At 71.1% G+C, this 24,889-nt stretch carries 23 protein-coding genes; 11 read left to right on the top strand and 12 right to left on the bottom strand.

Annotated features, from left to right (window positions below; genetic code table 11):
• Positions 1-10 precede the first annotated feature (10 nt).
• The gene (locus tag ABZT04_RS12420; protein WP_355904127.1) at positions 11-214 is read left to right on the top strand and encodes an MbtH family protein; all 204 of its coding nucleotides are present in this window, start codon (positions 11-13) and stop codon (positions 212-214) included.
• Between the two features lie 63 nt (positions 215-277).
• Here the strand turns inward: ABZT04_RS12420 and ABZT04_RS12425 are convergent, their stop codons facing one another.
• Genes ABZT04_RS12425 through ABZT04_RS12435 form a run of 3 tightly spaced genes read right to left on the bottom strand, consistent with a single transcriptional unit; the run spans position 278 to position 4,923 of the window.
• The gene (locus ABZT04_RS12425; RefSeq protein ID WP_356055898.1) at positions 278-1,354 is read right to left on the bottom strand and encodes an iron-siderophore ABC transporter substrate-binding protein; all 1,077 of its coding nucleotides are present in this window, start codon (positions 1,352-1,354) and stop codon (positions 278-280) included.
• Between the two features lie 48 nt (positions 1,355-1,402).
• Positions 1,403-3,217, bottom strand: coding sequence for an ABC transporter ATP-binding protein (locus ABZT04_RS12430; RefSeq protein ID WP_356055900.1), 1,815 nt, complete (start codon positions 3,215-3,217; stop codon positions 1,403-1,405).
• Positions 3,214-4,923 carry an ABC transporter ATP-binding protein gene (locus ABZT04_RS12435; protein WP_356055902.1) on the bottom strand — a complete coding sequence of 570 codons (1,710 nt, stop codon included), beginning with the start codon at positions 4,921-4,923 and terminating at the stop codon, positions 3,214-3,216. Before ABZT04_RS12435 ends, ABZT04_RS12430 begins: the two co-directional genes overlap by 4 nt.
• 218 nt (positions 4,924-5,141) lie before the next feature.
• On the opposite strand from ABZT04_RS12435, the gene ABZT04_RS12440 reads away from it, so the two are divergent.
• Positions 5,142-5,786 (top strand): DedA family protein, encoded by a 645-nt coding sequence (locus ABZT04_RS12440; protein WP_356055904.1) that lies wholly within the window; start codon positions 5,142-5,144, stop codon positions 5,784-5,786.
• A gap of 64 nt (positions 5,787-5,850) precedes the next feature.
• Here ABZT04_RS12440 and ABZT04_RS12445 read toward each other — a convergent pair whose 3' ends face one another.
• Positions 5,851-6,378, bottom strand: a complete 528-nt coding sequence (locus ABZT04_RS12445; protein ID WP_356056182.1) for a gamma carbonic anhydrase family protein — start codon at positions 6,376-6,378, stop codon at positions 5,851-5,853.
• A gap of 108 nt (positions 6,379-6,486) precedes the next feature.
• Between ABZT04_RS12445 and ABZT04_RS12450 the strand changes: the two genes are divergently transcribed.
• Positions 6,487-7,284 carry an acyltransferase gene (locus tag ABZT04_RS12450; protein WP_356055907.1) on the top strand — a complete coding sequence of 266 codons (798 nt, stop codon included), beginning with the start codon at positions 6,487-6,489 and terminating at the stop codon, positions 7,282-7,284.
• Between the two features lie 659 nt (positions 7,285-7,943).
• On the opposite strand, the gene ABZT04_RS12455 is transcribed toward ABZT04_RS12450, so the two are convergent.
• Positions 7,944-8,801, bottom strand: coding sequence for an EamA family transporter (locus ABZT04_RS12455; RefSeq protein WP_356055909.1), 858 nt, complete (start codon positions 8,799-8,801; stop codon positions 7,944-7,946).
• A gap of 107 nt (positions 8,802-8,908) precedes the next feature.
• Here ABZT04_RS12455 and ABZT04_RS12460 point away from each other — a divergent pair, with 107 nt between their 5' ends.
• The gene (locus ABZT04_RS12460; RefSeq protein ID WP_356055911.1) at positions 8,909-9,493 is read left to right on the top strand and encodes an XRE family transcriptional regulator; all 585 of its coding nucleotides are present in this window, start codon (positions 8,909-8,911) and stop codon (positions 9,491-9,493) included.
• A gap of 31 nt (positions 9,494-9,524) precedes the next feature.
• Positions 9,525-10,082 carry a YbaK/EbsC family protein gene (locus ABZT04_RS12465; protein ID WP_356055913.1) on the top strand — a complete coding sequence of 186 codons (558 nt, stop codon included), beginning with the start codon at positions 9,525-9,527 and terminating at the stop codon, positions 10,080-10,082.
• Between the two features lie 21 nt (positions 10,083-10,103).
• On the opposite strand, the gene ABZT04_RS12470 is transcribed toward ABZT04_RS12465, so the two are convergent.
• Positions 10,104-11,141, bottom strand: a complete 1,038-nt coding sequence (locus ABZT04_RS12470; protein ID WP_356055915.1) for a cation diffusion facilitator family transporter — start codon at positions 11,139-11,141, stop codon at positions 10,104-10,106.
• A gap of 59 nt (positions 11,142-11,200) precedes the next feature.
• On the opposite strand from ABZT04_RS12470, the gene ABZT04_RS12475 reads away from it, so the two are divergent.
• Positions 11,201-11,560: a metalloregulator ArsR/SmtB family transcription factor gene (locus tag ABZT04_RS12475; RefSeq protein WP_356055917.1), complete on the top strand. Its 360-nt coding sequence runs from the start codon at positions 11,201-11,203 to the stop codon at positions 11,558-11,560.
• A gap of 7 nt (positions 11,561-11,567) precedes the next feature.
• Here ABZT04_RS12475 and ABZT04_RS12480 read toward each other — a convergent pair whose 3' ends face one another.
• The 4 genes from ABZT04_RS12480 to ABZT04_RS12495 form a co-directional block, all read right to left on the bottom strand.
• Positions 11,568-12,806 carry a 4-hydroxybenzoate 3-monooxygenase gene (locus ABZT04_RS12480; protein ID WP_356055919.1) on the bottom strand — a complete coding sequence of 413 codons (1,239 nt, stop codon included), beginning with the start codon at positions 12,804-12,806 and terminating at the stop codon, positions 11,568-11,570.
• 286 nt (positions 12,807-13,092) lie between these two features.
• Positions 13,093-13,500: a CoA-binding protein gene (locus ABZT04_RS12485; RefSeq protein WP_356055921.1), complete on the bottom strand. Its 408-nt coding sequence runs from the start codon at positions 13,498-13,500 to the stop codon at positions 13,093-13,095.
• A gap of 69 nt (positions 13,501-13,569) precedes the next feature.
• Positions 13,570-15,429 carry a right-handed parallel beta-helix repeat-containing protein gene (locus ABZT04_RS12490; protein ID WP_356055923.1) on the bottom strand — a complete coding sequence of 620 codons (1,860 nt, stop codon included), beginning with the start codon at positions 15,427-15,429 and terminating at the stop codon, positions 13,570-13,572.
• Positions 15,430-15,565: 136 nt separating this feature from the next.
• Positions 15,566-16,561, bottom strand: coding sequence for a LacI family DNA-binding transcriptional regulator (locus tag ABZT04_RS12495; protein ID WP_356055925.1), 996 nt, complete (start codon positions 16,559-16,561; stop codon positions 15,566-15,568).
• Between the two features lie 192 nt (positions 16,562-16,753).
• Between ABZT04_RS12495 and ABZT04_RS12500 the strand changes: the two genes are divergently transcribed.
• Complete coding sequence (locus tag ABZT04_RS12500) at positions 16,754-18,715, top strand: hypothetical protein (protein ID WP_356055927.1); 1,962 nt, start codon at positions 16,754-16,756, stop codon at positions 18,713-18,715.
• A gap of 13 nt (positions 18,716-18,728) precedes the next feature.
• On the opposite strand, the gene ABZT04_RS12505 is transcribed toward ABZT04_RS12500, so the two are convergent.
• The gene (locus tag ABZT04_RS12505; protein ID WP_356056184.1) at positions 18,729-20,708 is read right to left on the bottom strand and encodes an AfsR/SARP family transcriptional regulator; all 1,980 of its coding nucleotides are present in this window, start codon (positions 20,706-20,708) and stop codon (positions 18,729-18,731) included.
• 140 nt (positions 20,709-20,848) lie between these two features.
• Here ABZT04_RS12505 and ABZT04_RS12510 point away from each other — a divergent pair, with 140 nt between their 5' ends.
• From ABZT04_RS12510 to ABZT04_RS12525, 4 genes are all read left to right on the top strand, one after another.
• Positions 20,849-21,730 carry an alpha/beta hydrolase gene (locus ABZT04_RS12510; protein WP_356055929.1) on the top strand — a complete coding sequence of 294 codons (882 nt, stop codon included), beginning with the start codon at positions 20,849-20,851 and terminating at the stop codon, positions 21,728-21,730.
• 142 nt (positions 21,731-21,872) lie between these two features.
• Positions 21,873-22,730 carry a hypothetical protein gene (locus ABZT04_RS12515; protein ID WP_356055931.1) on the top strand — a complete coding sequence of 286 codons (858 nt, stop codon included), beginning with the start codon at positions 21,873-21,875 and terminating at the stop codon, positions 22,728-22,730.
• Between the two features lie 30 nt (positions 22,731-22,760).
• A complete protein-coding gene (locus tag ABZT04_RS12520) occupies positions 22,761-23,525 on the top strand; it encodes a hypothetical protein (protein WP_356055933.1) in 765 nt (254 codons plus the stop codon).
• Positions 23,522-24,064, top strand: coding sequence for a histidine phosphatase family protein (locus ABZT04_RS12525; RefSeq protein ID WP_356055936.1), 543 nt, complete (start codon positions 23,522-23,524; stop codon positions 24,062-24,064). The genes ABZT04_RS12520 and ABZT04_RS12525 overlap by 4 nt, the downstream gene beginning before the upstream one ends.
• Positions 24,065-24,072: 8 nt before the next feature.
• On the opposite strand, the gene ABZT04_RS12530 is transcribed toward ABZT04_RS12525, so the two are convergent.
• Positions 24,073-24,888, bottom strand: a complete 816-nt coding sequence (locus ABZT04_RS12530; RefSeq protein WP_356055938.1) for a sugar nucleotide-binding protein — start codon at positions 24,886-24,888, stop codon at positions 24,073-24,075.
• Position 24,889 lies beyond the last annotated feature (1 nt).

Consider the following 24,889-nt stretch of genomic DNA (forward strand, 5'->3'; position numbering starts at 1 on the left):
AACCCCCGACATGAGCAACCCGTTCGAGAACCCCGAAGGCGTCTACTCCGTCCTCGTCAACGACGAGGGCCAGTACAGCCTGTGGCCCGACTTCGTGGACGTACCGGCCGGCTGGACGGTCGCGCACGGACCCGCCGGCCGACAGGAGTGCCTGGACCACATCGAGACCAACTGGACGGACATGAGGCCGAAGAGCCTGGTCGACGGGGCCTGAGCGCACGAAAGGGGGCGGGTCCGAGTGAATTCGGACCCGCCCCCCCCATTCGCGTCTCGTCGGTCAGGAAGCGGGCTGCTCCACCTTCGTCGACGTCTTGCCGTCCACCGCCGCCGCGAGCTGCGGCACCAGCCGGTCCAGGACGTAGGGGATGCTCAACACGGTGGACAGGGATACGGCGTTGCCGTAGTCACTGGTCTCCTTGATGAAGACCTCGCGGCCCTGCTTCACCACGTTCAGGTCGCCGTAGATCTTGTCGCTGTGCAGCTTGGTGACGGCCGTGGTGGTGTCCGGCACGATCCACACGGCGACCTTCTGGTCGAGCAGGTCGTAGCGCTCCTTGCTGATGTTCGCGCCGAACGTGTCACCGATGACCTTGTCGAGATCCTTCGGGAGTGCGAAGCCCAGGTCGGACAGGAGCCGGGAACGCGGGTCCTGGCTGCCGTACACGAAAACACCCTCGTACGGGGTCGCCATGACGGCCGACGTACCGGCGAACGCCGGGTTGGCCTTCTTCGCCGCGGCGAACTTGGCCTCGACGCCCGACACCAGCGTCTTGGCCTCGGAGGCCTTGCCGAGCGCCTGGCCGATCTCCTCGGTCTGCTGCTGCCACGGCACTCCGTAGTCGTTGTACGCCTTCGGCTGGGCGACGACCGGCGCGAACTGCGACAGGCTCTGGTACTGGGCCTTGGTGAGGCCCGAGTAGACCGCGAGGATCAGATCGGGCTTCAGCGCGGCGATCTTCTCCACCTGCGGTCCCGTACCGGTGTCCTTGAGGACGGTCGGCGCCGGCGAACTGCCCAGCTTGTCCGTGGCCCAGGGGCCGATGGCGCCCTTGTAGCTGCCCAGCCACTCGGTCGTGCCGACCGGCACCTTGCCCAGGGCGAGGACCGCGTCCTGGTCGGTGAGACCGACGGTGACGATGCGCTTGGGCTCGGACTTGATCGTCGTACTGCCGAACTTGTGGGCGATCGTCACGGGGAAGGCGTCGGCGGACGCCTTCGCGTCCGACCCGGACGTGTTGGAGGCCGACGAGGAGGAATCGGAGTCGGAGGAACCGCAGCCCACCGCCGTGGCGGCCAGCAGGAGTACGGAGGCGAGCAGGCCGGACAGTCGGAAGGCTCTGGTGGCGCGGGGCATCGGATGATCCTTCTGTTCGTCGCGATGGGTCGGCGGGGAGTGGCGGATCTAGTGGGGGTCGGGGGCGACCCCGGAGGAGCGGCTGCCGGACCAGGCCTGCCACAGGGTGGCGTACGGTCCCTGGGCGGTGAGGAGTTCGTCGTGCGTGCCGTTCTCCACGACCCGGCCGTCGTCCAGCACGATCACCCGGTCCGCGGTGGCGGCCTGGCTGAGCCGGTGCGCCACGACCAGTGCGGTACGGCCGCGCAGGGCCTGTTCGGCGGCCTCGTCCAACTGGCGGGCGCCCGAACTGCCCGCCTCCGCCGTCGCCTCGTCGAGGACGACGACCGGCGGGTCGGCCAACAGCAGCCGGGCCAGGGCGAGTTGCTGGGCGCGGTCGGCGGTCAGCCGGTGACCGCCGTCGCCGACGACCGTGTCCAGGCCCTCGGGCAGCGCCTCGGCCCAGCCGAGCGCGCCCACCGTGTCCAGTGCCTCACGGAGTTCCTCGACATGCGCGTCCGGGCGGGCCAGCCGCAGATCGTCGGCGAGCGGCCCGGCGAACACATGGACCTCCTGCGTCACCAGCCCGACCAACTGCCCGGCCTCGTCCGGCTCCGCGCCACCGACATCGATCCGGCCCGACTGCGAACGGTGCAGGCCCGCGACCAGTTTGGCGAGGGTCGTCTTGCCGGCACCGGTCGTACCGACCAGCGCCACCCGCTCCTTGGGCCGGATCTCCAGATCGACGTCGTGCAGCACCGGGCGGCCCGGCACATACGCGTGGGAGACACCCGTCAGCGTCACGGACGGGGGCCCGGCGACGGTCGTACGGTCCTCCGCGCGGTCGGTGACGGTAGGCGCGGGCTCGTCCACCACACCAACAAGCCGTGCCAGTCCGGCCGTTGCCGACTGGGCGTCGTCCAGCAGCACCAGCGCGGTGTTGACCGGCGAGAAGAGACTGTGGAAGTACAGCGCGGCGGCGGTGGCCGTGCCGACCGAGGCGGAACCGTCGCGGACCAGCAGGAACCCGGTGACCAGGACGGCGGACAGCCCCAGGTACTCGGCGATGTGCAGCCGACTGTAGAAGCGCAGCATCAGCCGCACCCCGCTCATCGTCAACTCCACGGCCGCGCACGACCGTTCGGTGACCTGCCGGGTGTGCCCCTTCTGCAACCGGTACGCCCGCACGGTCCGCGCCCCGCCGATGGTGTCCAGCAACTGCTGCTGCTGGGCCCCGGTCGCGATGCGCTCCTTGGCGTACAGCGGAACGGCGTTGCGCACATACCAGCGGGCGGTGTGCGCCTGCACAGGCACGGCGATCAGCGCCGCGAGCAGGAAGCGCCAGTCCAGCAGGGCGAGCGCGCCCAGGGTCAGCAGGATCGACAACGCGGACCGCGCGAGTTCGGGCAGGGCCCCGCGCACCGCCTCGGCGACCCGTGAAACGTCCCTGGTGACACGGGAGTTGAGGTCGCCGGAGCCGGCCTTCTCGACGCGGTCCAGGGGCAGCGACAGCGCCCGCTCGACGAACAGTTCACGGAGCCGGGCGAGCGCGGTCTCCCCGAGCCGGGACACCAGCGACATGCCGAGCGCGGTGGTCACACCCTGCACCAGGGCGACCCCGGCGAGCGCGACCACGGGCAGGGTGAGGGCGTCGGGGGAGCGGTGCTCGGTGACCACGTCGACGATATGGCCCAGCAGGGGCTGGGTGAGCAGTCCGACGGCCGTGGCGACCACCATCAGACCGAACCCGGCGACGGCCAACCCCCGCTGCGGACGCAGGAGTTCACGGACGGCGGCGCGGGTGCGGGCCGGGGTGGCGGTGGGGAGGAGGGCCCGGTCGGAGTCAGTCCCCAGGCCTTCCGGCCGTATGTCTTCCGCCGTCATGCCAGCACCGCCGTCCGGTAGGTCGCGTCAGTCCGTACCAGGTCCGCGTGGGTGCCCTCGGCGCCGACGCGGCCGGCGTCCAGGAGGACCACGTGGTCGGCGACGGCGAGGAGTGATGGGCTGTTGGTCACCACGATCGTGGTGCGGCCCCGGCGCAGGTCGCGCAGGCCGTCCGCGATACGGGACTCGGTCACCGTGTCGACCGCCGTGGTCGGATCGTGCACGACCAGGACGGACGGCTCGGCCCGCAACGCCCGTGCCAGCAGGACACGTTGGCGTTGCCCACCCGACAGTGACCGGCCGCCCTCGCCGACGCCGGTCGCGGTGCCGTGCGGCAGGGAGTCGGCCACCTCGTCGGCGCGGGCGGCGGCCATGGAGCGTTCGGTGAGGAGATCGGCCTCGCCGCCTCGGGAACTGTCCTCCGGCGTCACGTTCTCGGCCAACGACCCTTCGAAGAGGGCCGCGTCATGGGCGGCGACCAGCACGGCCGACCGAAGTGCCGCCGGATCCAGCCGAGTCAGCGGTACGCCGTCCAGCTCGACCGAACCCGACTCCGGGTCCGTCTCCCGGCCCAGACAGCGCAACAGGGCCTCGGCACCGGCCGGATCCGTCACCGCTATACCGGTCAACTGCCCCGCACGCAGATCGAGATCGACACCGTCGAGCCCGTCGAGCCGTACGCCCCGCAGCCGCAGTTCGCCGCGAACGGGCTCGGCGACCGGGTCGTCGCCGCCCACGACGGCCGGCCTGGTGGCGAGTACCTCGGCGACCCGCGCGGCAGAGGCCCGGCCCTGCGCCAGTTCGGCGTTGACCCAGGCGAACGTCTCCAGCGGCCCCAGCAGAAACAGCGCGAGCCCGACCGCCGACACCAACTGCCCCAACGTAAGAGACCCGTTGAGCGCGAGCCGACCGCCCACCAGGGCGATCAGCGCGATGAACCCGCCGGTGAGCGCGAGCACAAGGCCGGTCTGCCAGGACTCGGCACGCGCCGAACGCAGCGTGGCGGCAAGGGAGACGCGACTCGTGCGGCGGTACCGCTCGACGGCCGCCTGCTGTGCGCCGAGACCCTTCAGCACCCGGAGCCCGGCCACCAGGTCGGCGGCCACGCCCGACGCATGGGCGGCCCGGTCCTGCTCGGCCTCGCTACGGCGCTCCAACGGCTTGCTCAGCAGATGCCCCAGCCACAGCAGAACAGGCGTGCCCAGCAGCACGATCAGTCCGAGTGTCACGGAGATCAGCAGCAGGGCGACGGCGCTCACGGCGACGCCCGAGACGGCCCAAATCCCGCTCATCAACGCCATGTTGACCGCGCCGACCCGTTTGGCGTCCTCGGTGGCGACATTGGCCAGCTCGCCGGGCAGCCGTCCTTCCTCGGCCCCGCCGCGGGCATCGAGCACCCGGCCCACGATCGCCAACCGGATGGTGTGCGCGGCCTCTTCGGCTCCGCGTTCCCCGGCCTTGGCACCCAGCCGGAAACTCCACGACAACGTCACGTACATGACGGCCAGGACGACGAGCCAGAGCACCAGGCGTCCGGTGTTCCGACCGGCCACGGCCTGATCGATGACGACACCGATGAGCACCGGCACCAGGGCTTCCCCCAGTTGGTGCACGCATCCGAGCGCCGAGCCGAGAGCGACGCGCCGTATCTGTCCCTTGACCGAGCGTGTCAGGACGTCCCGCCCCGACGGTTCCCCTGCTCCCACCAGCCACCCTCCGGAAACCGGCCAACTTAGGCAAGGCTACCTTAAGTGAATCTCTGATGGGTGGCTGCCTTTCGGCCCCTTCCTTGTGTAAGGGAGCTGTTCCGATACCGACGATCGGCGGGGCGTCGGCGGCCGGCGCCGAGCGGTACCCTTCCCGGAGTGCGCCTTTCGCGCGGCGCACGCCCGCAAGGCGGTACGCGAATTCGGGAGGACCGGCGTTGCACGTCCAGGAATGGCTCGACACGGTTCCCGCGGTGGCCGTCTACGCCGTGGTGGCGCTGGTCATCGGGGTGGAGAGCCTGGGCATCCCGCTGCCGGGCGAGATCGTCCTGGTCTCGGCGGCGCTGCTCTCCTCCCAGCACTCCGGCATCAACCCCGTCGTCCTCGGCGCCTGCGCCAGCCTCGGCGCGGTCATCGGCGACTCCATCGGCTACGCGATCGGCCGCAAGGGCGGACGCCCCCTGCTCGCCTGGCTCGGTGACAGATTCCCCAAGCACTTCAGCGAAGGCCATGTCGCCACCGCCGAGCGGTCCTTCGAGAAGTGGGGCATGTGGGCCGTCTTCTTCGGCCGCTTCATCGCCCTGCTCCGCATCTTCGCCGGCCCGCTCGCGGGCGTACTGCGCATGCCGTACTGGAAGTTCCTGACCGCCAATCTCCTCGGCGGAGTCATCTGGGCGGGCGGCACCACGGCGGTCGTCTACTACGTGGGAATCGTCGCCGAGGACTGGCTCAAGCGCTTCTCGTACTTCGGCCTGGCGGCGGCGGTGCTGGTGGGCGCGGCCTCCATGCTGATGGTGCGGCGGAGGGCACAGAAGATGTCAGCAGAGAAAAACGAACCGGAACCAGTCAGCGCCGCCGACTGAAAGCGCCCCATCAGGGGCGCGGGGAACGGCGCAAAACCACAGGCATACCGCAGCCGCCGACGATCTAGTCATGCACCCCCTGATGCGCCTTGGCCAACTCCGCATACATAGTCCCGTTGAGGGTCAACCCCGCCCGCTCCTCCGCGCTCAACTCCCTGCGCACCTTCGCCGGCACCCCCGCAACAAGTGACCCCGCCGGCACAACCATCCCCTGCGGCACCAACGCCTGCGCCGCGACCAGCGAACCCGCCCCGATCACCGCGCCGTTGAGCACCGTGGCCCCCATCCCGATGAGGCAGTCGTCCTCGACGGTCGCCCCATGCACGACGGCGTTGTGCCCGACGGAAACCCGCTCGCCGACCGTGACCGGAAACCCGGGATCGGCGTGCAGCGTGCAGTTGTCCTGAATATTGCTGCTGGCCCCGACGACGATCCGCTCGACATCGCCGCGCAACACCGCCCCGTACCAGACACTCGCGCCCGCCGACACGGTCACGTCCCCGATCACCGACGCCGTGGGCGCCACGAAAGCGCCCTCCTCGATCTTCGGTTCCCTGCCGCCGATACCCGTGATCAACGCCCTGTGCGTCATGGTGCCCTCGCTTCCGTCGGAGACACCCGCACGGTACGTCATCGGGTAGGGCGAAGATCACAGCGGCCGGACGTCATGGGTGTGGCTGACGCTGAGTACCGTGAGCGGGTGCCCAAGCGCAAGAACACGTTCTCAAAATGGCCGCGCCAGCTCGCGCAGCGCGCCGTCCACGCGGGCTGGGCCTGGGTGCAGCGCACGGGCTCGGTGACGGCCGAGAACCCCGGCCGCTTCCACTTCGGCTCCATCGGTGAAGCCACCCGGCTCGCCTTCCCGCTGGGCACGGTCTTCGGCGAACCCTGGATCCACCTCGGCGCCCACTGCATCGTCGGCGAACAGGTCACCCTCACCGCCGGCCTGATGCCCGACCTCGACCTCGGCCCCGACCCCATCCTGCGCCTCGGCGACGGTGTCGTCCTCGGCCGCGGCAGCCATGTCATCGCCGACACGACGGTCACCATCGGCAGCGACTGCTACTTCGGGCCGTACGTCTACGTCACCTCCACGAACCACTCCTACGACGACCCGCACGAGCCCATCGGTAAGCAGTGGCCCCGTATGGAACCCGTCGAGATCGGCCCCGGCTGCTGGATCGGCACCGGCGCGGTGATCCTGCCGGGCGCCCGGATCGGCCGGAACGTGGTGGTGGCCGCTGGCGCGGTGGTCCGCGGCACGGTCCCCGACCACGCGGTGGTAGCGGGCGCACCCGCCCGGGTCGTACGCCGCTGGACCCCTGCCGAGGGCTGGCAGCCCCCGCTCCGCACCCCGGCCCCGGTCCCGATCCCCGCGGACGTGACCCCGGACCAACTCCGGGCCCTGGCGGACCTGGACGAGGAGAGCGCGGCACGGTTGGCCGAGCTGGACGACGACACGATCGCGCACTTGGCGAACTTGGACGCGGAGGCCTGAGCGGGCCTCCGGCCTGATGCCCGGTGCGACCCTCAACCGGGGGGCTGGGGGCCGTTGGGCCGGTGTTGGCTTTGGAAGTCAGCCGTCAGCGCGGGCTGCCAGCCGTTGCTTCCAGGGGTGAGCCTGGAGTCGTCCGTGACTGGTCGCGGATCACCGGGTTCCGGCGGTGAGCCGCCAGTCGCCTGAGGGCGGCCGGCGGCCACCAGCTTCCAGCGGTGAGCCCTGAGTCGTCCGTGTGACGGGTCGCCGGTCACCGGGTTCCGGCGGTGAGCCGCCAGTCGCCTGAGGGCGGCCAGCGGCCACCAGCTTCCAGCGGTGAGCCCTGAGTCGTCCGTGTGACGGGTCGCCGGTCACCGGGTTCCGGCGGTGAGCCCCCGAGTCGTCCGTGACCGGTCGCCGGTCACCAGGGGTCCCGGGGCGAGCTGCCATTCGCCTAAGGGCGGTCGTCAGCCACCAGCTTTCACCGGTGAGCCGCGAGTCGTCCGTCGCGGGCGGCCGGTCGCCAGCCCTCAGTGGTGAGCGGCGAGCCCTCAGCGCGCCCCCGGCTCGCCGCTTACCGAGGTGAGCCGCCACTCGCCCGCAACCAGCCCTCGATCACTCACCCCCCGCCACTGATCCACTCAGTCACCAACTCCCCTCCCCAGCCCGCCACTTCCCCCTCACCCCGTCGCCAACAACACCGTCCCCACCAACGCAAGCCCCGCCCCCGCGGCCTGAACCCCCCGAAGCCGCTCCCGCAGGAATCCGCGTGCGGCCAGGGACGTCACCACCGGATAGAGCGAGGCCAGTACCGCCGCCACGGTCACCGGCCCGTGCTGCGCGGCGATCGAGTACGTTCCGTTGGCGGCCACATCGGCGAGGCCCACGAAGGCCAGTGCCGGTAGTGAACTCCAGGGGAAGCTGCTCTCAGGGAGCGCGGGCCCGCCCCGTCGTACGGAGACGTACAGCGCGGCGCCACCCGTGGCCACGTTCGTCAGGCGCTGTACGAACAGGGCGAGGAAGAGGCCGGTGACGGTGGTGGACGCCTCCGCGATCAGGGCGAAGACCGTGCCGAAGCCGAGCGCGGCGACGAGGGCCAGCAGGAGGGCCCGGCGCTGCACTGCCGCGCCCCGCACCTGCGGACCGCCCGCCAGGACGACCCCGGTGACGGCGACCGCGATCCCCGCCACCTGTATCAGCCCGGGCCGCTCCCCGAGGAAGAGCCCCACACCGACCGGTACGGCCACGCTCAGCGTCGCGAGCGGGGAGACGACCCCCATCGGGCCGAGAGCGAGCGCCTTGTAGAAGGAGAGGAGGGCGATCGGCCCCACCAACCCGGCCGCGAACGCGAACCACAGCCGCGGCCCCGCCTCGCTCCAGCCGCCGGTGGCCACGACGACCGCGCCGAGCACGGCCGCCGCGATCCCCTGGGAGACCACGACCACCGTCAGGGCCGGGAACCGTCGGGTCAGCATGCCTCCGCCGAAGTCGGCCAACCCCCACAGGAGGCTGGTGGCCAGGGCGAAGAATGCTGTCACGGGGTGCCTCGCAGTACAGTTCGGTGAACAATCGGGTGCACCACACCGTAGTTCAGCGAAGTAAACTCTGTCATCCATAATATTGAACTGAAGGTAGGGCCGGAACGTTGTCGGACCTCGACCTGCTGACCCAGTCCCTGGCGCGCAACGTCAAGCACTGGCGCTCCGTGCGCGGCTTCACCCTGGATGTGCTCGCCGCCCGCGCGGCCGTCAGCCGGGGCATGCTCATCCAGATCGAGCAGGCCCGCACCAATCCCAGCATCGGCACGGTCGTCAAGATCGGCGACGCCCTCGGCGTCAGCATCACCACCCTCCTCGACTACGAACAGGGCCCGAAGGTCCGCATCGTCCCCGCCGAGCGGGCCGTACGGCTGTGGCACACCGACGCAGGCAGCTACAACCGACTCCTCGCCGGCACCGAGGCCCCCGGCCCGCTGGAGATGTGGGACTGGCGGCTGATGCCGGGGGATAGCAGCCCCTCCGAGCCGCACCCCACGGGCACGGTCGAGCTCGTCCATGTCACCACCGGCGAGCTGACCCTCACCGTGGACGGCGAGGACCACCTCGTCCCGGCCGGCGCGAGCGCCACCTTCGAGGCCAACACCCCGCACACCTACGGCAATCGGGGCGAGGAACCGATGGAGATGGTGATGGCGGTGTCCGTCCCGCCGGTGCACCGGGACACCCCGTGAACGGCCGCCGTACGGCTGTTAGCGTGCCGCCATGCGCGCACCCATCGGACACTTCGACCACGCCACCCCCGCCCCCGGCTGCCTCGACGAGCTGACCCGCCCGGTCGCCGACGCCGTGCGCGCCTGGCGCGGCAGCGTCCCCGCCGACCAGATCGTCTACGTCGAGACGGACCCGGAGTGGGCCGACACCGCCACCTTCGTGGAGCACTACGGCCGGGAACTGCTGGAGCAGTCCGCGAACTGTGTGGTGGTCGCCGGAAAGCGCGGCGGCGAGACCATGCTCGCCGCCTGCGTCGTCCTGTCCACCACCCGCGTCGACGTGAACGGCGCTGTACGCCGCCAACTCGGCGCCCGCAAGGCCTCGTTCGCGTCGATGGACACGGCGACCGGCGAGAGCAGCATGGAGTACGGCGGTATCACGCCGATCGGACTCCCCGCCGACTGGCCGGTGTTGGTGGATCCGGCCGTCGTCGACCTCCCGTACGTGCTGGTCGGCAGCGGGCGCCGACGCGGCAAACTCCTTGTCCCCGGAAAGGCGTTCGCCGAGATTCCGGGCGCGGTGGTGCTGGAGGGGCTGGGCGTCGCCTGATCAGCCTGTCACCTTCCCGGTTCAGGCCATGGTGTGGTGGGCCAGCACCCCGTGCGGGTCGGCCTCGCCCGGCACCGGTGCCGGATCGGCGTGCACCAGGGCCGCCGTGAGCCGCGGCACCGCGTGCAGCAGCGCGTGTTCCGTGGCCACCGCGACCGCGTGGGCCTGCCGTACCGTCGCCTCCCCGTCCACGACCACCGCCACCTCGGCGCGCAACCGGTGCCCGATCCAGCGCAGCCTCAACTCGCCCACCCCGCGCACCCCTTCGACCTCCCGCACGGCGTGCTCGGCCCGGTCCACCAGCTCGGGATCGACGGCGTCCATCACCCGCCGGAACACCTCGCGCGCCGCGTCCCGCAGCACCAGCGCGATCGCGGCCGTGATCGCCAACCCCACGATAGGGTCGGCGAGTTGCCAGCCCAGCGCCGAACCGCCGGCCCCGAGCAGTACGGCCAGCGAGGTGAACCCGTCCGTACGGGCGTGGAGTCCGTCGGCGACCAGCGCGGCCGACCCGATGTCCCGGCCGACCCGCATCCGGTACCGGGCCACCCACTCGTTGCCCACGAACCCGGCCAACGCGGCCACCGCGACCGCCGTGACGTGCTGGACGGGACGCGGATCGAGCAGCCGGTCCACCGCCGCCCAGGCCGCGAAGGCGGCGGACGCGGCGATGGTCAGCACGATCGCGATACCGGCCAGGTCCTCGGCGCGCCCGTAGCCGTACGTGAAGCGCCGGGTCGCCGCCCGGCGGCCGAGCACGAACGCGATGCCGAGCGGTACGGCGGTCAGCGCGTCCGCCGCGTTGTGCACCGTGTCGCCGAGCAGCGCCACCGACCCGGACATGACCACCACGACCGCCTGCACCAGCGCCGTCCCCCCGAGCACCGCGAGCGACACCCAGAGCGCGCGCATACCGCGGGCCGAGGACTCCAGGGCGGAGTCGAGTTTGTCGGCGGTCTCGTGGGAGTGGGGCGTGAGGAGATGGCCGAGGCGGTGGCGGACGCCCCTGGGGGAGTGGTCGTGATGATGGTGGTGCTCGTGGTGGTGCTGGTCGCTCACGTGCGTCCCCTTCCGGTGCGTGGGTGGACGTACGGCGCCCACAAGGCCATTATGTGCGTATGAGCGCACGCATGCACCTATCAACTGCGCATGATGCGCATCCGCGTACCCCGGGCGAGGAACAGTTCGCGCTCGCCGCCGAACTCCTCGCCCTCCTCGGAGACCGCACCCGCCTGACACTGCTGCACGCGCTGACGACGGGCGAGTCCGATGTCTCCACCCTCACGGAGGTGTGCGACGCGGCCCGCCCGGCCGTCAGCCAGCACCTGGCGCGGCTGCGCCTCGCGGGCCTTGTGACCACCCGCAAGGAGGGCCGCCGGGTGATCTACTCGCTCGGCGACGGCCATCTGCGCAGGCTCGTGGACGAGGCCCTGAACGTGGCGGACCACCGGCTCAACGACCGCCCGCCGCACGACTGACGACCCGTCAGCACCCGGGGTCCGTGCGGTCCTTGCCCAGGTACGACTCCGCGAACGCGAGCCCGGCGGACGGGGATCGGAAGACGCGGCGCAGTCGGGCCAGCGTGGTGCCCGCGCGGTACGGGTCGCCGGACGAGGCACCGTGGTACACCTCGGAGAGCCACTGGGAGAACTCCTGGTACTCCCAGACGCGGCCCAGGCAGGCTTCCGAATAGCCGTCCAGGCCCGCCGAGTCGCCCGTCGTGGCATACGCGACCAGCGCGTCGCCGAGCAGGAACGCGTCGTGCAGGGCGAGGTTCATGCCCTTCGCGGCGATCGGCGCGGTGAGATGGGCCGCGTCGCCCGCGAGGAGGAGCCGGCCGAACACCATGGGCTCGACCACGTAGTTGTGCATGTCGAGCACGCGCTTCTCGATCAGCGGGCCCTCGGTCAGCGGCGGGGCACCGGTCGCGGCGAGCCGGTGCTGGAGTTCGGCCCAGACGCGGTCGTGCGGCCAGTTGTCGGGGTCGTCGCCGGGCGGGCACTCCAGGTAGTAGCGGGTGACTTCGGGACTGCGCGCCATGTGCCCGGCGAAACCACGCGGGTTGACGCCGAACAGCACACAGTCCGAGGACGGCGGCGCCTCGGCCAGCAGCGCGAGCCAGCCGATGCCGTAGTCGTGCCGTGCGACGCGGGCCCGCTCGGCGGGTATCGCGGCTCGACTCACCCCGCGCGCACCGTCGCAGCCCGCGATGAAGTCGCCGTACACGAACCTCCGTTGACCGCTCTCCGGGTCGGTGTACGACACCGTGGGCCGGTCGGTCTCCAGGTCGTGCAGCTCGACGTCCCGCACACCGAAGCGGATCTCGCCGCCGCGTACGTCCGCGTACTCCCGCACCAGGTCCGTCACCAGCAACGGCTGCGGATAGACGAAGTGGTGATGGCCCGTCAACTCCGTGTAGGAGAACCGGTGCCGTTGCCCGTCGAAGCGGAACTCGCACTCGGTGTGCCGCTGCGCCCGCTCCAGCAGGGTGTCGGCCAAGCCCCGTTGCTGAAGCCCGCGGACGGCCCACTCCTCGATGACTCCGGCCCGGGGGCGCCGTTCGATGAACTCGCGGGTCTCCGTCTCCAGCACCAGACAGTCCAGCCCGGCCGCGCGCAGGATGTTGCCGATGGTGAGTCCGGCGGGACCGGCGCCCACGACGACGACCGAACGGCTCTCCCTGGACGGGGAGTTGGGCTGGGGGGAGGGGGGAGCGGCTGCCACCCTCGCATTATGTCAGGCGTGATGTGGTCATGACGTGGTGATATGAGGTTGATTTGAGTTCTCTGTGGCCGTCATTCTCGCCGTCGCTTCGTCTTTCGGCGCGGTGGGCCAGGCCGGCGGAAAAGGAATACACGTGCCCGCTGCACGGCGCATGCAATTACACGAACCCGGTCAAGACCGACTACGTGTACGCGCACAAGTACATCGCTCCGAATTTCCGGATCGCGTACAACTGAAACAACTCACAGGCGAATTACTTCGTCGAGCGATCCCCGGCTGTCGGCTTTCAGCCCAAGCGCGGGATCTCGATAGCCGGGCAGCGGTCCATCACCATCTCCAGGCCCGCTGCCCGGGTCCGCTCGTACGCGGTCTCGTCGATCACGCCCAGCTGGAACCAGACGGCCTTCGCACCCTTGGTGACCGCCTCGTCGGCGACCGCCCCGGCGAGGTCGCTGTTGACGAACGCATCGACGACGTCGACCTCGAAGGGGATGTCCGCGAGGGAGGCGTACCCCTGCTCGCCGTGGACCGTCTCCGCCTTGGGGTGCACGGGGATCACGCGCTTGCCGAAGCGCTGCAGCACCTCCGCGACGCCGTAGGCCGCGCGGGACCGGTTCGAGGACAGCCCCACGACCGCCCAGGTGTCGCCGGACTCGGTGAGGATCTTGCGGACCGTTGCTGAGTCGCCGTACACGCTCGGCCTCCTGGGATTCGTTCGTCGCCTGCTGCCCGGGAGAACAGCAGGCGAGGCCCGGAGATTCCTTCAGTCCTCGACCACGGACGTGTTGAGGCCCTCGGCGTAGTGGTTGTGGGCGATCCGGATGCCCGAACTGCCGTGGAAGACGAACAGCGGAGAGGTGTACGGCGGCTGGTCCGGTGCGGCGAGGCGGCGCACGGTGTTGCCGGTGAAGCTGAACCCGCCGACGCTCTTGGCATTCACCACCGTGACATCGCCGATGTCGAAGGTGTTGTGCTCGACCGAGATGCCGTGGTGCACCGGGTGCGCCGGGTCGACGACCTGGTTGGTCGGCTCCACGAAGATGACGGGGCCCCTGGGCCGGGTGAAGGTGTTGCCGCGGATCGTGAGGTCGGCGACCGGCCCGGACTCGTACCACTGGTAGGCGTCCGCGGAGACGTAGACGCTGGCCATGGACATCGCGTCGAACCGGTTGCCGGTGATCAGGACGGGCTTGCGGGTGGTGACCAGGATGCCGCGGGTCGGCACGTCGCGGAACACGTTGCCGGAGATGACGACCGACGGGGTGGCCGTGATGTTCTCGACGACCGAGCCGCCGATCTGGACCCCGGCGGGCACCGGGTGGTCGAAGGTGACGGTCATCGAGGTCAGCGACTTCGAGTGGTCCATGCCGCTCGGCCCGTCGACTGCGGTGACCTTCGCGTGCGGGTCCGTCACCGGGGTCATCGTCCGCTGGTCGGTGAACTCGACCTCGTCACCCGGCGCGAACTGCGGGAACCCGGCGGTCTGCGGGTGCTCGTAGGCGAGGGTCAGGGTGTTCGGCCCGGGCTTCCCGACCACTTCGAGGTAGGTGCCGTGGATGTTGATCGGGTCGTCGTGCGGGCCGTCGAAGACGCTGCGGGTGATGGAGACCTTGCCCTTCACACCGGACATCTGCACGAAGTCCGCGAACGAGGCGCTGGACCGGCCGGACTTCGGGTCGGGGGCGAAGTTCACCTTGTCGATGGAGATGTTCTCGCTGAACTGCCCGACCACGCCGAAGGATTGGAGGTAGTAGGCGTTCATCGAGCGCATCGTGACGTTCTTGGACTGCCAGATGAAAGCGCCCGGTTCGGTCCGCTCGATGTTGCGCATCTGGTAGACGAGCCCGGCGTCCGACGGCTGTGACGCGGTGGTGTAGTCGATCCGGATCCGGCGGCCGCCGAGGTCGGTGACCGAGGCGACGTCGTTGAACAGGGGGTTGTCCCCGCGCCAGGTCTTCTGTGCCACCGGGTCGTGGATCTGGGTGTACTGGAGCCCGTCGACCCCCGACCAGTACGGCTGCCCGGTGGCCGGGCTCTTCTCGCCGAGCCAGGTGATGTGCGTGCCGTTCACCTCGTACGGGCTGCCGGCGGGGATCTTCAGGACGCGGTAGGCGTGCCCGTCGCTGACACCCGTGGTGGCGACCGTCGCGTCGATGACCTCGGGGGCCGCGTAGTCGAAGGAGAAGTTCTGGAACGTCACATCGGTCGAGCGGATGGACGCGAACGCCGTCTGGAGACCGTGGTAGACGAGCTTCGCACCGCCGCCGTCGACGGTGACATCGTGCATGTCCTCGATCAGCAGCCCGATCTTCTTGTCCCGGTAACGCTGGTCGGCGCCAACGGTGTTGGAGACATACAGCTCACGTGCCTCGGCCCGCTCGGGATAGAGCTGGTAGGTGCCCTTGGAGAAGACGATCCGCACCGGCCGGTGGCGGTCGACGCTCTTGGCGTGCCGCAGCGCCGCGACGACGGCGGGCGTGGAGTCCGTCCGGCCCGTGGGGTCGGCGCCGTAGGCGTCCACGTCGACCACGGCGACCGACGGCTTCTGCTGCGCCGCGGCGACGGGACCACCGACGCCCACGAGCAGCGCGAGCGCCACCCCGAGAAAAACGTACCGAGACATAGCCCCTCCGGAGCATTCATGAGCACGAAACACCCGATGAATAGGGGGAGTTGGCACCGGTATTCCGGCCCTAACTCCGAGAGGAGTGTCCATAGACCCGACCTCTAGGTCAATGGTCCGGACGAACGTTGGACGTTCACGCCTTCGGCGGCGCCGTGCTCGCGCGGATCACCAACTCGGGGTCGAAGAGGAGCTCGCCGACAGGCACGTCACGGTTGCCGACCAGGGCGAGGACGCTACGGCCCACCTCCGAGGCCAGCCGGTCGGCCGGCTGGCGGACCGTGGTGAGTGGGGGATCGACGAAGTCCATGATCATGGAGCCGTCGTAGCCGACGACCGACACCTCGCCCGGGACGTCGTACCCCTGCCGCCGCGCCCCCCGGATGGCGCCCAGCGCCATGTAGTCGCTGGCGGCGACGACGGCCGTGGCGCCCCGAGCCAGGAGCGAGATCGCGGCGGACTGCCCTCCCTCCACGGTGTAGGACTGCCGGACCACCCACTGCTCCGGGTCCTCCACGCCGCGCTTGGCCAGCGAAGCGACGAAGCCGCTGACCCGGCGGTCGGCCGGTCGGTTGCCGACCGGGCCCGATGCCATCCCGATGCGGCGGTGGCCCAACCGGTACAGATGGTCGACGGCGAGTTCGGCGGCGAGCAGGTCGTCCGTGGAGAACACCGGCGCCTCGCGCACCCCCTCGAACCGGCCGTTGACCCCGACGAACGGGATCCTGCGGGACAGCAGGAGTTCGTACGTCGCCGGGTCCGCGCCCTCCAGCGTGTTGCTGGCAGAGAGGAACACGACGGCGGCGACGCCCCGGTCGGCGAGCGAGGTCACGAAGTCCAACTCCTGCACCCCGCCCGGGAAGCACGGGCACAGGACCGTCTTCAACCCGTGCGGGGCGAGGATCGACTCGATGCGCTCGGCGACATCGGCGAAGAACGGGTTGGACACCAACTCGGTGACGACCGCGACGAGTTGACCTCGGGTCTGTCGCTCGTACCCCAGCTCGGCCATGGCCCGCTCGACCGCCTCGCGGGTCTTGCGGGACACGCCCTGGCGCCGGTTGATGACCCGGCTGACCGTGGCCTCGCTCACCTGCGCCCGGTCCGCGACCTCGGTGATGCCGACCTTCATACGGCCCCCTCCGTACTGACTTGCAAGAAGTCGACGAAAACTTTCAGCTCATCCTTCCGTGCAACGTAGCAGCAGAATTGCGTGTCTTCCATGTTTCTCACGCATGACCATTGAACCGCCACTTCGGCCCCTGCTAGCTTTCCGGCCACCACTCGGCCCCCACCCCGCAGTCACCGAAGACCGGGAGACCCGATGAAGCCCTCGCGGCTCATGCTGCTCACCGCTGTTGCCCTGCTCGCACCCCTGGCCCCCGCGCTGCCGGCCGCCGCCGCTGCTTCCGCCGCCCGTCCCCAACTCACCATCCCCGACCCGGGGTTCGAGAACGGCGGCACGGGCTGGACCTTCACCTCGGGCGCCGGCGTCGGCACCGGCAACAAGCACGGCGGCACCCGCTTCCTGTACCTCGACGCCGGAGCCGGCAAGAGTGCGGAACTGACCATCGTCGCGCCCAGGAACGGCAGTTACGACTTCTCGGCGTGGATCGGCAGCGCCGGCACCGGTGGCACGTACACGATCCGGCGCAACGGGCAGACCGTCGAGACGATCACGCTGCCACAGCATCCCGGTTACGCCCGCTACACCATCAGCGGCGTCCGGTTGAGGACCGGCGACCGGCTGCAGATCGAATTCGGCTCCGGAACCTCCTGGGTCAACGCCGACGACCTGATGATCTCGCCCGCCGCGCCCGCCCACCCCGAGGTCACCTCGTCCGACCCCCAGGTCGCCGAGATGTTCGCCTGGGCCCAGAAGAAGGCCAACAGTTGGGTCCAACTGCCCGGCACCGTGGGCCCGGTCAACGTCGACGAGTACCAGACAGGCGGCACCGGCACCGCGTCGTACGCGCCCACCTACTGGGCCGGGTACGCCAACCGCAGCGCCTACTACTCCCGCGACATGACCCACCAGCTCGCCGGCGCCCATCTCATCGGCCTCGACGCCGAGAACGAGACGATGCTCCGCTCGTACGCGCAGTCGGCCACCGCCGAGCACAAGTACTTCCCGGTGTGGTCCCTCAACTTCGACGCCAAGACCTACCTCAGCATCGACTACAAGAGCCCGGACGATTTCGTGCGCGAGGTGCCCGCCACCTTCGAACTCGTCGAGAAGGCGGCCCAGGCCTACCTCTGGACCGGCGACCGCAGATACGTCGACGACCCGGTGCTGTGGGACTTCTACCGGCACGCCACCGAGCAGTTCATCGACCTGCACAACTCCGCCAAGGACAACGGCAAGGTCAAGGTCGCCGAAGGCACCGGCCAGGGCATCTTCCAGGGCGCCGCCAGCTACAACGAACAGGACGGCGACGGCCTCGCCGAGGCCGGGGACGGCATCGCCTCCGAGTACCAGGCGTACCTGGCCATGGCGGTCCTCGCGCGAGGCAAGGGCGACACCGCGCTGGCCAGGACCTACGACAAGCGCGCCGCCGACCTGAAGACGTACTTCAACGACGACTGGAGCGGCACCGGCAGCGGTGCCGACATGGTCCGCGCCTACACCCTGTCCGGCACCCCGGTCACCGGCTGGGGCAAGGAGAACAGCGTCTTCATGCCGATGAAGCAGATCATCGACCCGGGCCCGCGCAACGACGCCTATCTCGACTACATCCAGGCACAGGAGCTGGGCCCGGACGGCTCGCCCAACATCGAGTCGACGACCTACCTGCCCGACATGTTCTTCAAGAACAACCGCGCCGATACCGCGTGGTGGTGGATGAAGAAGATCTACGGCGAGCGGGACACCCAGCACGTCAACGCCAGCCAGGGCCCCGACGGCGACTATCCGGAGGTGTCCTTCACCCTGGTCAGCCAGACCATCCAGGGCCTGATGGGCATCACACCGGACGCGCCGCACCACAAGGTGACCACCCAGTCGCGGCTGCCCTCCGGTATGACGTGGCTCCAGGCGGCGGACGTCCCCATCGGCACGGGCACGGTCACCGTCCGCCACGACGGCGCGACGAAGACCACCCTCACGAACAACTCCCGCAAGGACACCTACAGTTGGGAGGCCCGCTTCCCCGGCGTCCACAAGAAGATCAAGGTCAACGGCGTCCCGCAGCGCGTCCGCACCGAGACCGTCGACGGGGTCACCTACACCTACGCGACGCCGACGGTACGGCCCGGGGCGACGACGGTGGTGCAGGTGAGCGACTGACGTGAACTCCCGCTCACCGAGGCCTCCGTAGCGCGGCGGCCAGATCGTCGAGGTGCCGCGCGACCGGCCCCAGGGTGAGCAGGCCGCTGCCCGCCCCGGCCAACTCGACTGTGGCAGGCGCCAGTTCGGCGTGTGCGCGCTCCATCGTGTCCCGGTCGTCCACGGCGAGGGCCGCGCGGGCGGCCAGGCACCACAGGGCCTCGAACAGCAGGTCGCTCGGCGGGTCCGGGAGGGAACGCAGCATGGCCCGGGCGTCGTCGGGTCGGCCCTGGGCCAGCAGGACCAGGGGGCGGGCCCATGGTTCGTACGGTCCCCAGTCGATACGCTCGTCGGTCTGCGCTGGCTGCCCCTGCCGTAGTCGCAGGCTCAGCAACGCCAGCGGCAGCAGGCCGTGTTGCAGCCCGGGCATGCCGGCTCCGTCCAGCCGTCGCGCCGCTGCCTGGTAGGCAGCCGCCACCTCCGCCGGCTGCGCACTTCCGGTCTCGGCGAGCCGTAGCGCCCGGTACCACTGGGTGAACACGCTTACCAGCGGCAGTTCATGACGCTCCGCCAGGTGGTCTGCGGCCTTCGCGTGCCCGTCGGCCCCGGTGAAGTCCGCGAGGGCGCTCCGGGCCTGGAGTCGGACGAGGTGGCCGAGGACCTCGTAGGTGACCATGCCGTGCCGGGCGGAGAGGGCGATCAACTCGGCGCCGATCGCGTCCCGTTGGGGAGCCAGGCCCGCGCGGTGGAAGGTCTGCATGAACACCCCGTTGAGGGCGAAGGCCAGCAGCGCGGGGTCGTTCAACTGCCGGGCCAGGTCCTCCGCCTGGCGGGCGGCCTGAGGGCCGCGTGCCGAACGGGTGCCGCGCGACTCCAGGGCGATCGTGGCCAACAGGCGGGCCCGCGCGGCGAGATGGGCGTCCGGCGGGAGCGCGGCCAGGGTGTGCTCGGCCGCCGCCACCGTCTCCGCCGCCTGCTGAGGGTCGTCGACGCGGGTCCAGATCGCCGGGACGTCGTAGGCGCCGATCACGCGGGCGGTGAGTCCGGTGTCGCCCAGCTCCCGTGCCGCTGTGATCGCCGCGAGACGGTGCTTGCGAGCGGCCTGAAGGCCACCGCCTCCGGTCACCGCGAGATCGCGCAGCAGCCCCACCGTCGACTCCAGGCGCGCGCGGGCGCCGGAGGCCACGGTCCGGTCGTAGGCCGCGGCAGCCTGCGCCCAGACGCGCTCCGCCGGACCGACGGGCCCGGGATCCAGATGCGGGGCATGGTCGAGGATGTCCGCCTCCAGTCGGCGCAGGGCCGGGCCCGGGTCCGCGCCGAGCTGTTCCACGAGCGGGGTGCGCGCCCGGCGCAGTACGGCGAGCGCGTCGCCCTGACGGCCGGTGCGATACAGGGCCTGTGCCAGCAGCCGCCAGGCGTCCTCGCGCCATGGATGCTCGGCCACATGAGCGTCCAGGTCGGGCACCGCCTCGGCGCCCTGCCCCAGGCCGAGTTGGGCCTCGGCCCGGCGCTCGACGGCGTGCAGCCGCAGCTCGCCCAGGCGGGAGCGCTCCGCACGGGCCCAGGCCGCCTCGCCGAAGTCGGCGTAGGCGGGACCCCGCCACCAGCTCAGCGCCTCCTCCAGCCGGGCGAGCGCGGGCCGGTCCGGCAGGGTCCCGGCCGCGGCCACCGCCCGCTCGAACCGCCAGGCGTCCACGGCCTCCGGCCCGGCCCGCAGCGCGTACCCCGGGCCCTCGGTGACCAGCAGCCGGGCCGGAGTACGCGGTGGGCGCTCCGGTTCCAGTGCCCGGCGCAGCGCGGCCACGAAGGTGCGCACCGCGCCCAACGCGTCGGCGGGCGGCGTCTCTTGGTCCGCCCAGAGATCCTCGACGAGCCGCGCGACGGGGACGACCCGGCGCCGGGCGACGAGCAGCCGGGCCAGCACGGCCCGGTGCCGGGGCCCCTTCAGGGCGATCGCGTCCCCGGCACCGTCCCAGGCCGCCACCGGCCCCAGCACCCCGAACCCGACCTCCATCGCCGACCACCCTTTCCGGGGCATCGCCCCAGGTCACCGTAGCGCGCTCACTCGATGCTCATCGGCGCGCGGCAGGCTCGACGGCGACGGAACAAGAGAAGTACGGAACAAGAGAAGTACGTACGAAGGAAGGGCGCACCATGCCACCGGCCATCCCCGGCTTCACCTACCACCGTGTCCCCGTCGCGGACGGCGTGTCCCTGAACGCGGCCGTGTCCGGTTCGGGCAGCCCGATCGTGCTGCTGCACGGCTTTCCGCAGACCCATCTCATGTGGCGCCATGTCGCCGCCGACCTCGCGGCCGACCACACCGTGATCTGCCCCGACCTGCGCGGCTACGGCGCGAGCGACAAGCCCGCCGAGACCGACGGCTCCGCTTACGCCAAGCGCACCATGGCCGCGGACGTCGTCGCCCTCGCCGACGCCCTGGGACATGACCGCTTCGCCCTCGCCGGACACGACCGGGGCGCGCTGGTCGCCTTCCGCGCCGGGCTCGACCACCCCGACACGATCACCCACCTGGCCTGTCTCGACGTACTCCCCACACTGGACATGTGGGACGTCATGCACGGCGTCACCGCCGCCGTGGGCTTCCACCTCTATCTGATGGCCCAACCCCCGGGCCTGCCCGAGCAGTTGATCGCCGCCGCACCCGACGCGTTCTTCGGCCACTTCCTCGACCTCTGGACCAACGACCCCCAGGCGATCCCCGCCGACATCCGCACCGCCTACCTGGACGCCTGCCGCGCCGCGATCCCCTCGATCGTCGCCGACTACCGCGCCTCCGCCGGCCTCGACCTCGCCCACGACCGGGCGGACCGGGACGCCGACAACCCGCTGCGGATGCCGGTCGCCGTACTCCAGCAGGACTGGGGCGCCGCCCTCGGCTTCGACGCGGCGGCCCTGTGGCGTGCCTGGGCGCCGGACCTTCGGCACTCCACCGTCACCTGCGGCCACTTCATGGCGGAGGAGGCCCCCGCCATGGTGGCCCGGACACTGCGTGACCTGGTCGCCGCGGGCTGAAGAGCGAGATGGGTGAACGGGTGAACGCCGACCCGACCCCCACGGCGACCGGGACGGCCGGACGAGTGCAATCGGCCCGGAAATCTCCGTCCCGGACGCCGGACGCGATCACCCGCCGAGCGGTTCGGGAAACGTGACCCCCGTGAACCCCAGCCGCCGCGTCGCCCTCCTCCTCGTCCCCCTTCTCGTCCTGTGCCTCGGCGTGGGCAGGCCACCGGCCGCCCCGCGCGCCGGGACCGCGATCACCGTCACGGAGACCGCGTCGCATCCCAGCTACCAGCCTGGTGGGCACCTGACGTTCACCGTGGTCGTGGCCAACGACGGGCCCGCCCGCGCCACCGGACTGCGGATCACCGCCGCCCTGCCGCCCGGACTCCACACCTCACCCGGCTTCACCCACACCTGCGCGGCCAGGGGCCGGGGCAGCGTCTGTGGCGAGGCCGTCGCCCCGCACGGCACCCTGACCTACACCTTCGCGGGCACGGTCCCCGTCTCCGTGAGCGGCGAACTGACCGCCACCGCGAGCGTGCGCGTCCCCGCCACGGCGACCGACGCCCACTGCACGCCGGTCTGCCGGGCCAGTGTCACCGTCGGCGGTCCGCGCGTCCACCTCCGTACGACCGCCTCCACCGGACCGGCCGGGATCGTCACCCTCACCGTGACCCTGGACAACATGGGCTCGGGCGGCGCCAGCCGGTTCCGCTTCACCGACGACCTGCGGGACGTCGTGGACGACGCCGTCTTCGTCCGCGGTTCCCTCGACACCGGCCCGCCGGAAGCCGGTTCGGGCCTCTACGACGCCGAGGCGAAGACGGTGACCTGGACGGGCGCGGTCCCGGTCGGCCAGGCGGTTGCCGTCACCTACCGAACTCGGATGCCGGAGGGGCCGCGCGGCAACGGCATCCTGGCGGACCGGGTCACCGCCCCCGGCACGAACTGCGCCCCGCACTCCTCGGACCCGGCCTGCACGACGGCGCCCCAGGCGCATCCCGCGGGGTGAACCGCGCCACCCGGCCGCAACAGAGCGAACATGCATGCGTACGGCCCTCCACCCGCCTACGCTCAGGCCGTGCTGCGCATCAACGACGCCCGAACCGGCGACCCCGTCGAAGCCGCCCCCGCCCGCCGTGGCCTGACCAGGGTCCAGGCGCACGCGTCCGGCCTCGACCCCACGGCACTACGCGTCCTCCTGGTCGCCGACCTCCTTGTACGCGCCCTCGAACTCGGCGGTACCCCCGTGTTCGCCCTGCTCACCGGAGACCGGGAACAGCCCGAACTCCGCGCCGCCGCCCGGGCATTGGGCATCCGCCCGTTCGAGGACGGCCGAGACCTCGGCTCCGGACTCGGCGAGGCCCAGGTCCTGCATGTGGCGTCCGAGGGCGGTGAGACACCCGGGGGAGTCCTGGTCGCCGTAGCGCCCGTCGAATCCCCTACGGCCGCCGCCCCGGACCTCTCCGACCCGGACGCCCTCCGCCTCGCCCTGCTCTCGCACGCACGTGACCTGCCGGTACGGCTCGACGCGGACGCGCTGGACGAGGCGCGGCGGACCCTGGCGCACTGGCGCGGGTCGGTCGCCGACTGGGCGCGCAGGCCCTCGCGGCCGGTGCCCGACGAGGTGCGCGGGCAGTTGCGGGCCGCGTGGGAGGACGATCTGAACGTGCCCGAGGTGCTGGAGGTGCTGCGCCGGGTGGAGACCTGGCCCGACCTGCCGGACGGCGCCCGCTTCGAGACATACGCCTATGCCGATCGGCTGCTGGGTCTCGAACTCACCCGTGACATCGGGTCGTTGGCATGAGTGGCCGCGCCGGAGCCCGTCCGCTGCGCCGCCTGGTCGTGTTGCGGCACGCCAAGTCCGCCTGGCCCGAGGGCGTTCCCGACCACCTGCGCCCGCTCGCTCCGCGAGGCCGTCGGGACGCACCGGCCGCCGGTCTCGTGCTCGCCGGGGCCGACTCGTTGCCCGACCTCGCGCTGTGCTCCACGGCCGTACGCGCCCGCCAGACCTGGGAGTTGGCCTCCGCAGAGTGGGGCACGCCACCGCCGGTGCGCTACGAGCCGGAGCTGTACGCGGCCGACGCGGCGGAACTTCTCGACGCCGCCCGCCAAGTGCCGCCCGAAGTCGAGACGTTGCTCCTGATCGGGCACAACCCCGGTCTGGAGGAACTGGTCCTGGACCTCGCCGGTGACAGCCTGGACGACGCGCTCGACGAGGTCCGGGTGAAGTTCCCGACCTCGGCGATCGCGGTCCTGGCCTGGCACGGCGACACCTGGCAGGACCTCGCCCCGGGCACCGCCCTGCTGACGGGCTTTGTCGTGCCGAGGGGCAGCAAGAAGTAGCCCCGTCGCTAGGTGAGTTGGAGGAACTCCCGGGCTCCGCGCAGCCGTGTGCGGATGTCCGCCTGTGTAGTGGCGCAGTCCAGACGCACCTCCAGAGCGGTGCCTTCCTTGGGCCCGGCGGGGAGCCGGCCGGCGTCCAGTCCGTCGCGTCGGGCGATGAGCACGCCGAGTTCGTATCGGCTCAGGGCGTCCGGGCCCGCGAGGTGGAACATCCCGGGCCGGTCGGACCGCGCGAGTTCCAGCAGGGCGGCGGCCAGATCCCCGACGTGCACCGGGCAGCGGACGACGTCGGTGAACAGGACGCCGTCGCGGGTACCGGCGTTCAGTTCGTGCACCATGCGCTCGTGCGCGGAGTCGCCGTTCCCGATGATCAGTGAGGTGCGCGCGACCGCGGCGGCCGGTGCCAGGAGGCGTACGGCGGTCTCGGCGGCCGCCTTCGCCGCACCGTACGGGGTGACCGGATCGGGCAGACAGGACTCGTCGTAGGACACCCGGGAGCCGGAGAACACGGCGTCGCTGGAGACATGGACCAGGCGGCACCCGTGGCGCACGGCAGCCGTCGTCACACGGAACGAACCGTCGGCGGTGACCGCCCAGTCGCTCAGTCCGCTGGTCGCGTTGATGATCGCGTCCGGCGCCAACTCGGCCAGGAGAACGTCGAGTTGGTCGGCATCGCGGACGTCGACCCGGTGCCAGGAGACGCCGGGCAGGTCACCGGGGCGAGAGGAGCAGTACGTCGCCGCCGTGGACCATCCCGCCGCGCGCGCCCGGCGCAGGAGTTCCGCGCCCAGGAAGCCGCTGCCGCCGACGACGAGGACCTTCACG

Origin of the sequence: Streptomyces sp. NPDC005492 (assembly GCF_040605995.1) — a bacterium.
Lineage (GTDB): Bacteria > Actinomycetota > Actinomycetes > Streptomycetales > Streptomycetaceae > Streptomyces.

Coding starts and splice junctions, on each gene's coding strand:
- ABZT04_RS12505 (WP_356056184.1), bottom strand. CDS start 20,708: ATGGAGGTCGGGTTCGGGGTGCTGGGGCCGGTGGCGGCCTGGGACGGT.
- ABZT04_RS12430 (WP_356055900.1), bottom strand. CDS start 3,217: ATGACGGCGGAAGACATACGGCCGGAAGGCCTGGGGACTGACTCCGAC.
- ABZT04_RS12465 (WP_356055913.1), top strand. CDS start 9,525: ATGCGCGCACCCATCGGACACTTCGACCACGCCACCCCCGCCCCCGGC.
- ABZT04_RS12510 (WP_356055929.1), top strand. CDS start 20,849: ATGCCACCGGCCATCCCCGGCTTCACCTACCACCGTGTCCCCGTCGCG.
- ABZT04_RS12420 (WP_355904127.1), top strand. CDS start 11: ATGAGCAACCCGTTCGAGAACCCCGAAGGCGTCTACTCCGTCCTCGTC.
- ABZT04_RS12425 (WP_356055898.1), bottom strand. CDS start 1,354: ATGCCCCGCGCCACCAGAGCCTTCCGACTGTCCGGCCTGCTCGCCTCC.
- ABZT04_RS12495 (WP_356055925.1), bottom strand. CDS start 16,561: ATGAAGGTCGGCATCACCGAGGTCGCGGACCGGGCGCAGGTGAGCGAG.
- ABZT04_RS12475 (WP_356055917.1), top strand. CDS start 11,201: ATGAGCGCACGCATGCACCTATCAACTGCGCATGATGCGCATCCGCGT.
- ABZT04_RS12500 (WP_356055927.1), top strand. CDS start 16,754: ATGAAGCCCTCGCGGCTCATGCTGCTCACCGCTGTTGCCCTGCTCGCA.
- ABZT04_RS12445 (WP_356056182.1), bottom strand. CDS start 6,378: ATGACGCACAGGGCGTTGATCACGGGTATCGGCGGCAGGGAACCGAAG.
- ABZT04_RS12520 (WP_356055933.1), top strand. CDS start 22,761: ATGCATGCGTACGGCCCTCCACCCGCCTACGCTCAGGCCGTGCTGCGC.
- ABZT04_RS12525 (WP_356055936.1), top strand. CDS start 23,522: ATGAGTGGCCGCGCCGGAGCCCGTCCGCTGCGCCGCCTGGTCGTGTTG.
- ABZT04_RS12490 (WP_356055923.1), bottom strand. CDS start 15,429: ATGTCTCGGTACGTTTTTCTCGGGGTGGCGCTCGCGCTGCTCGTGGGC.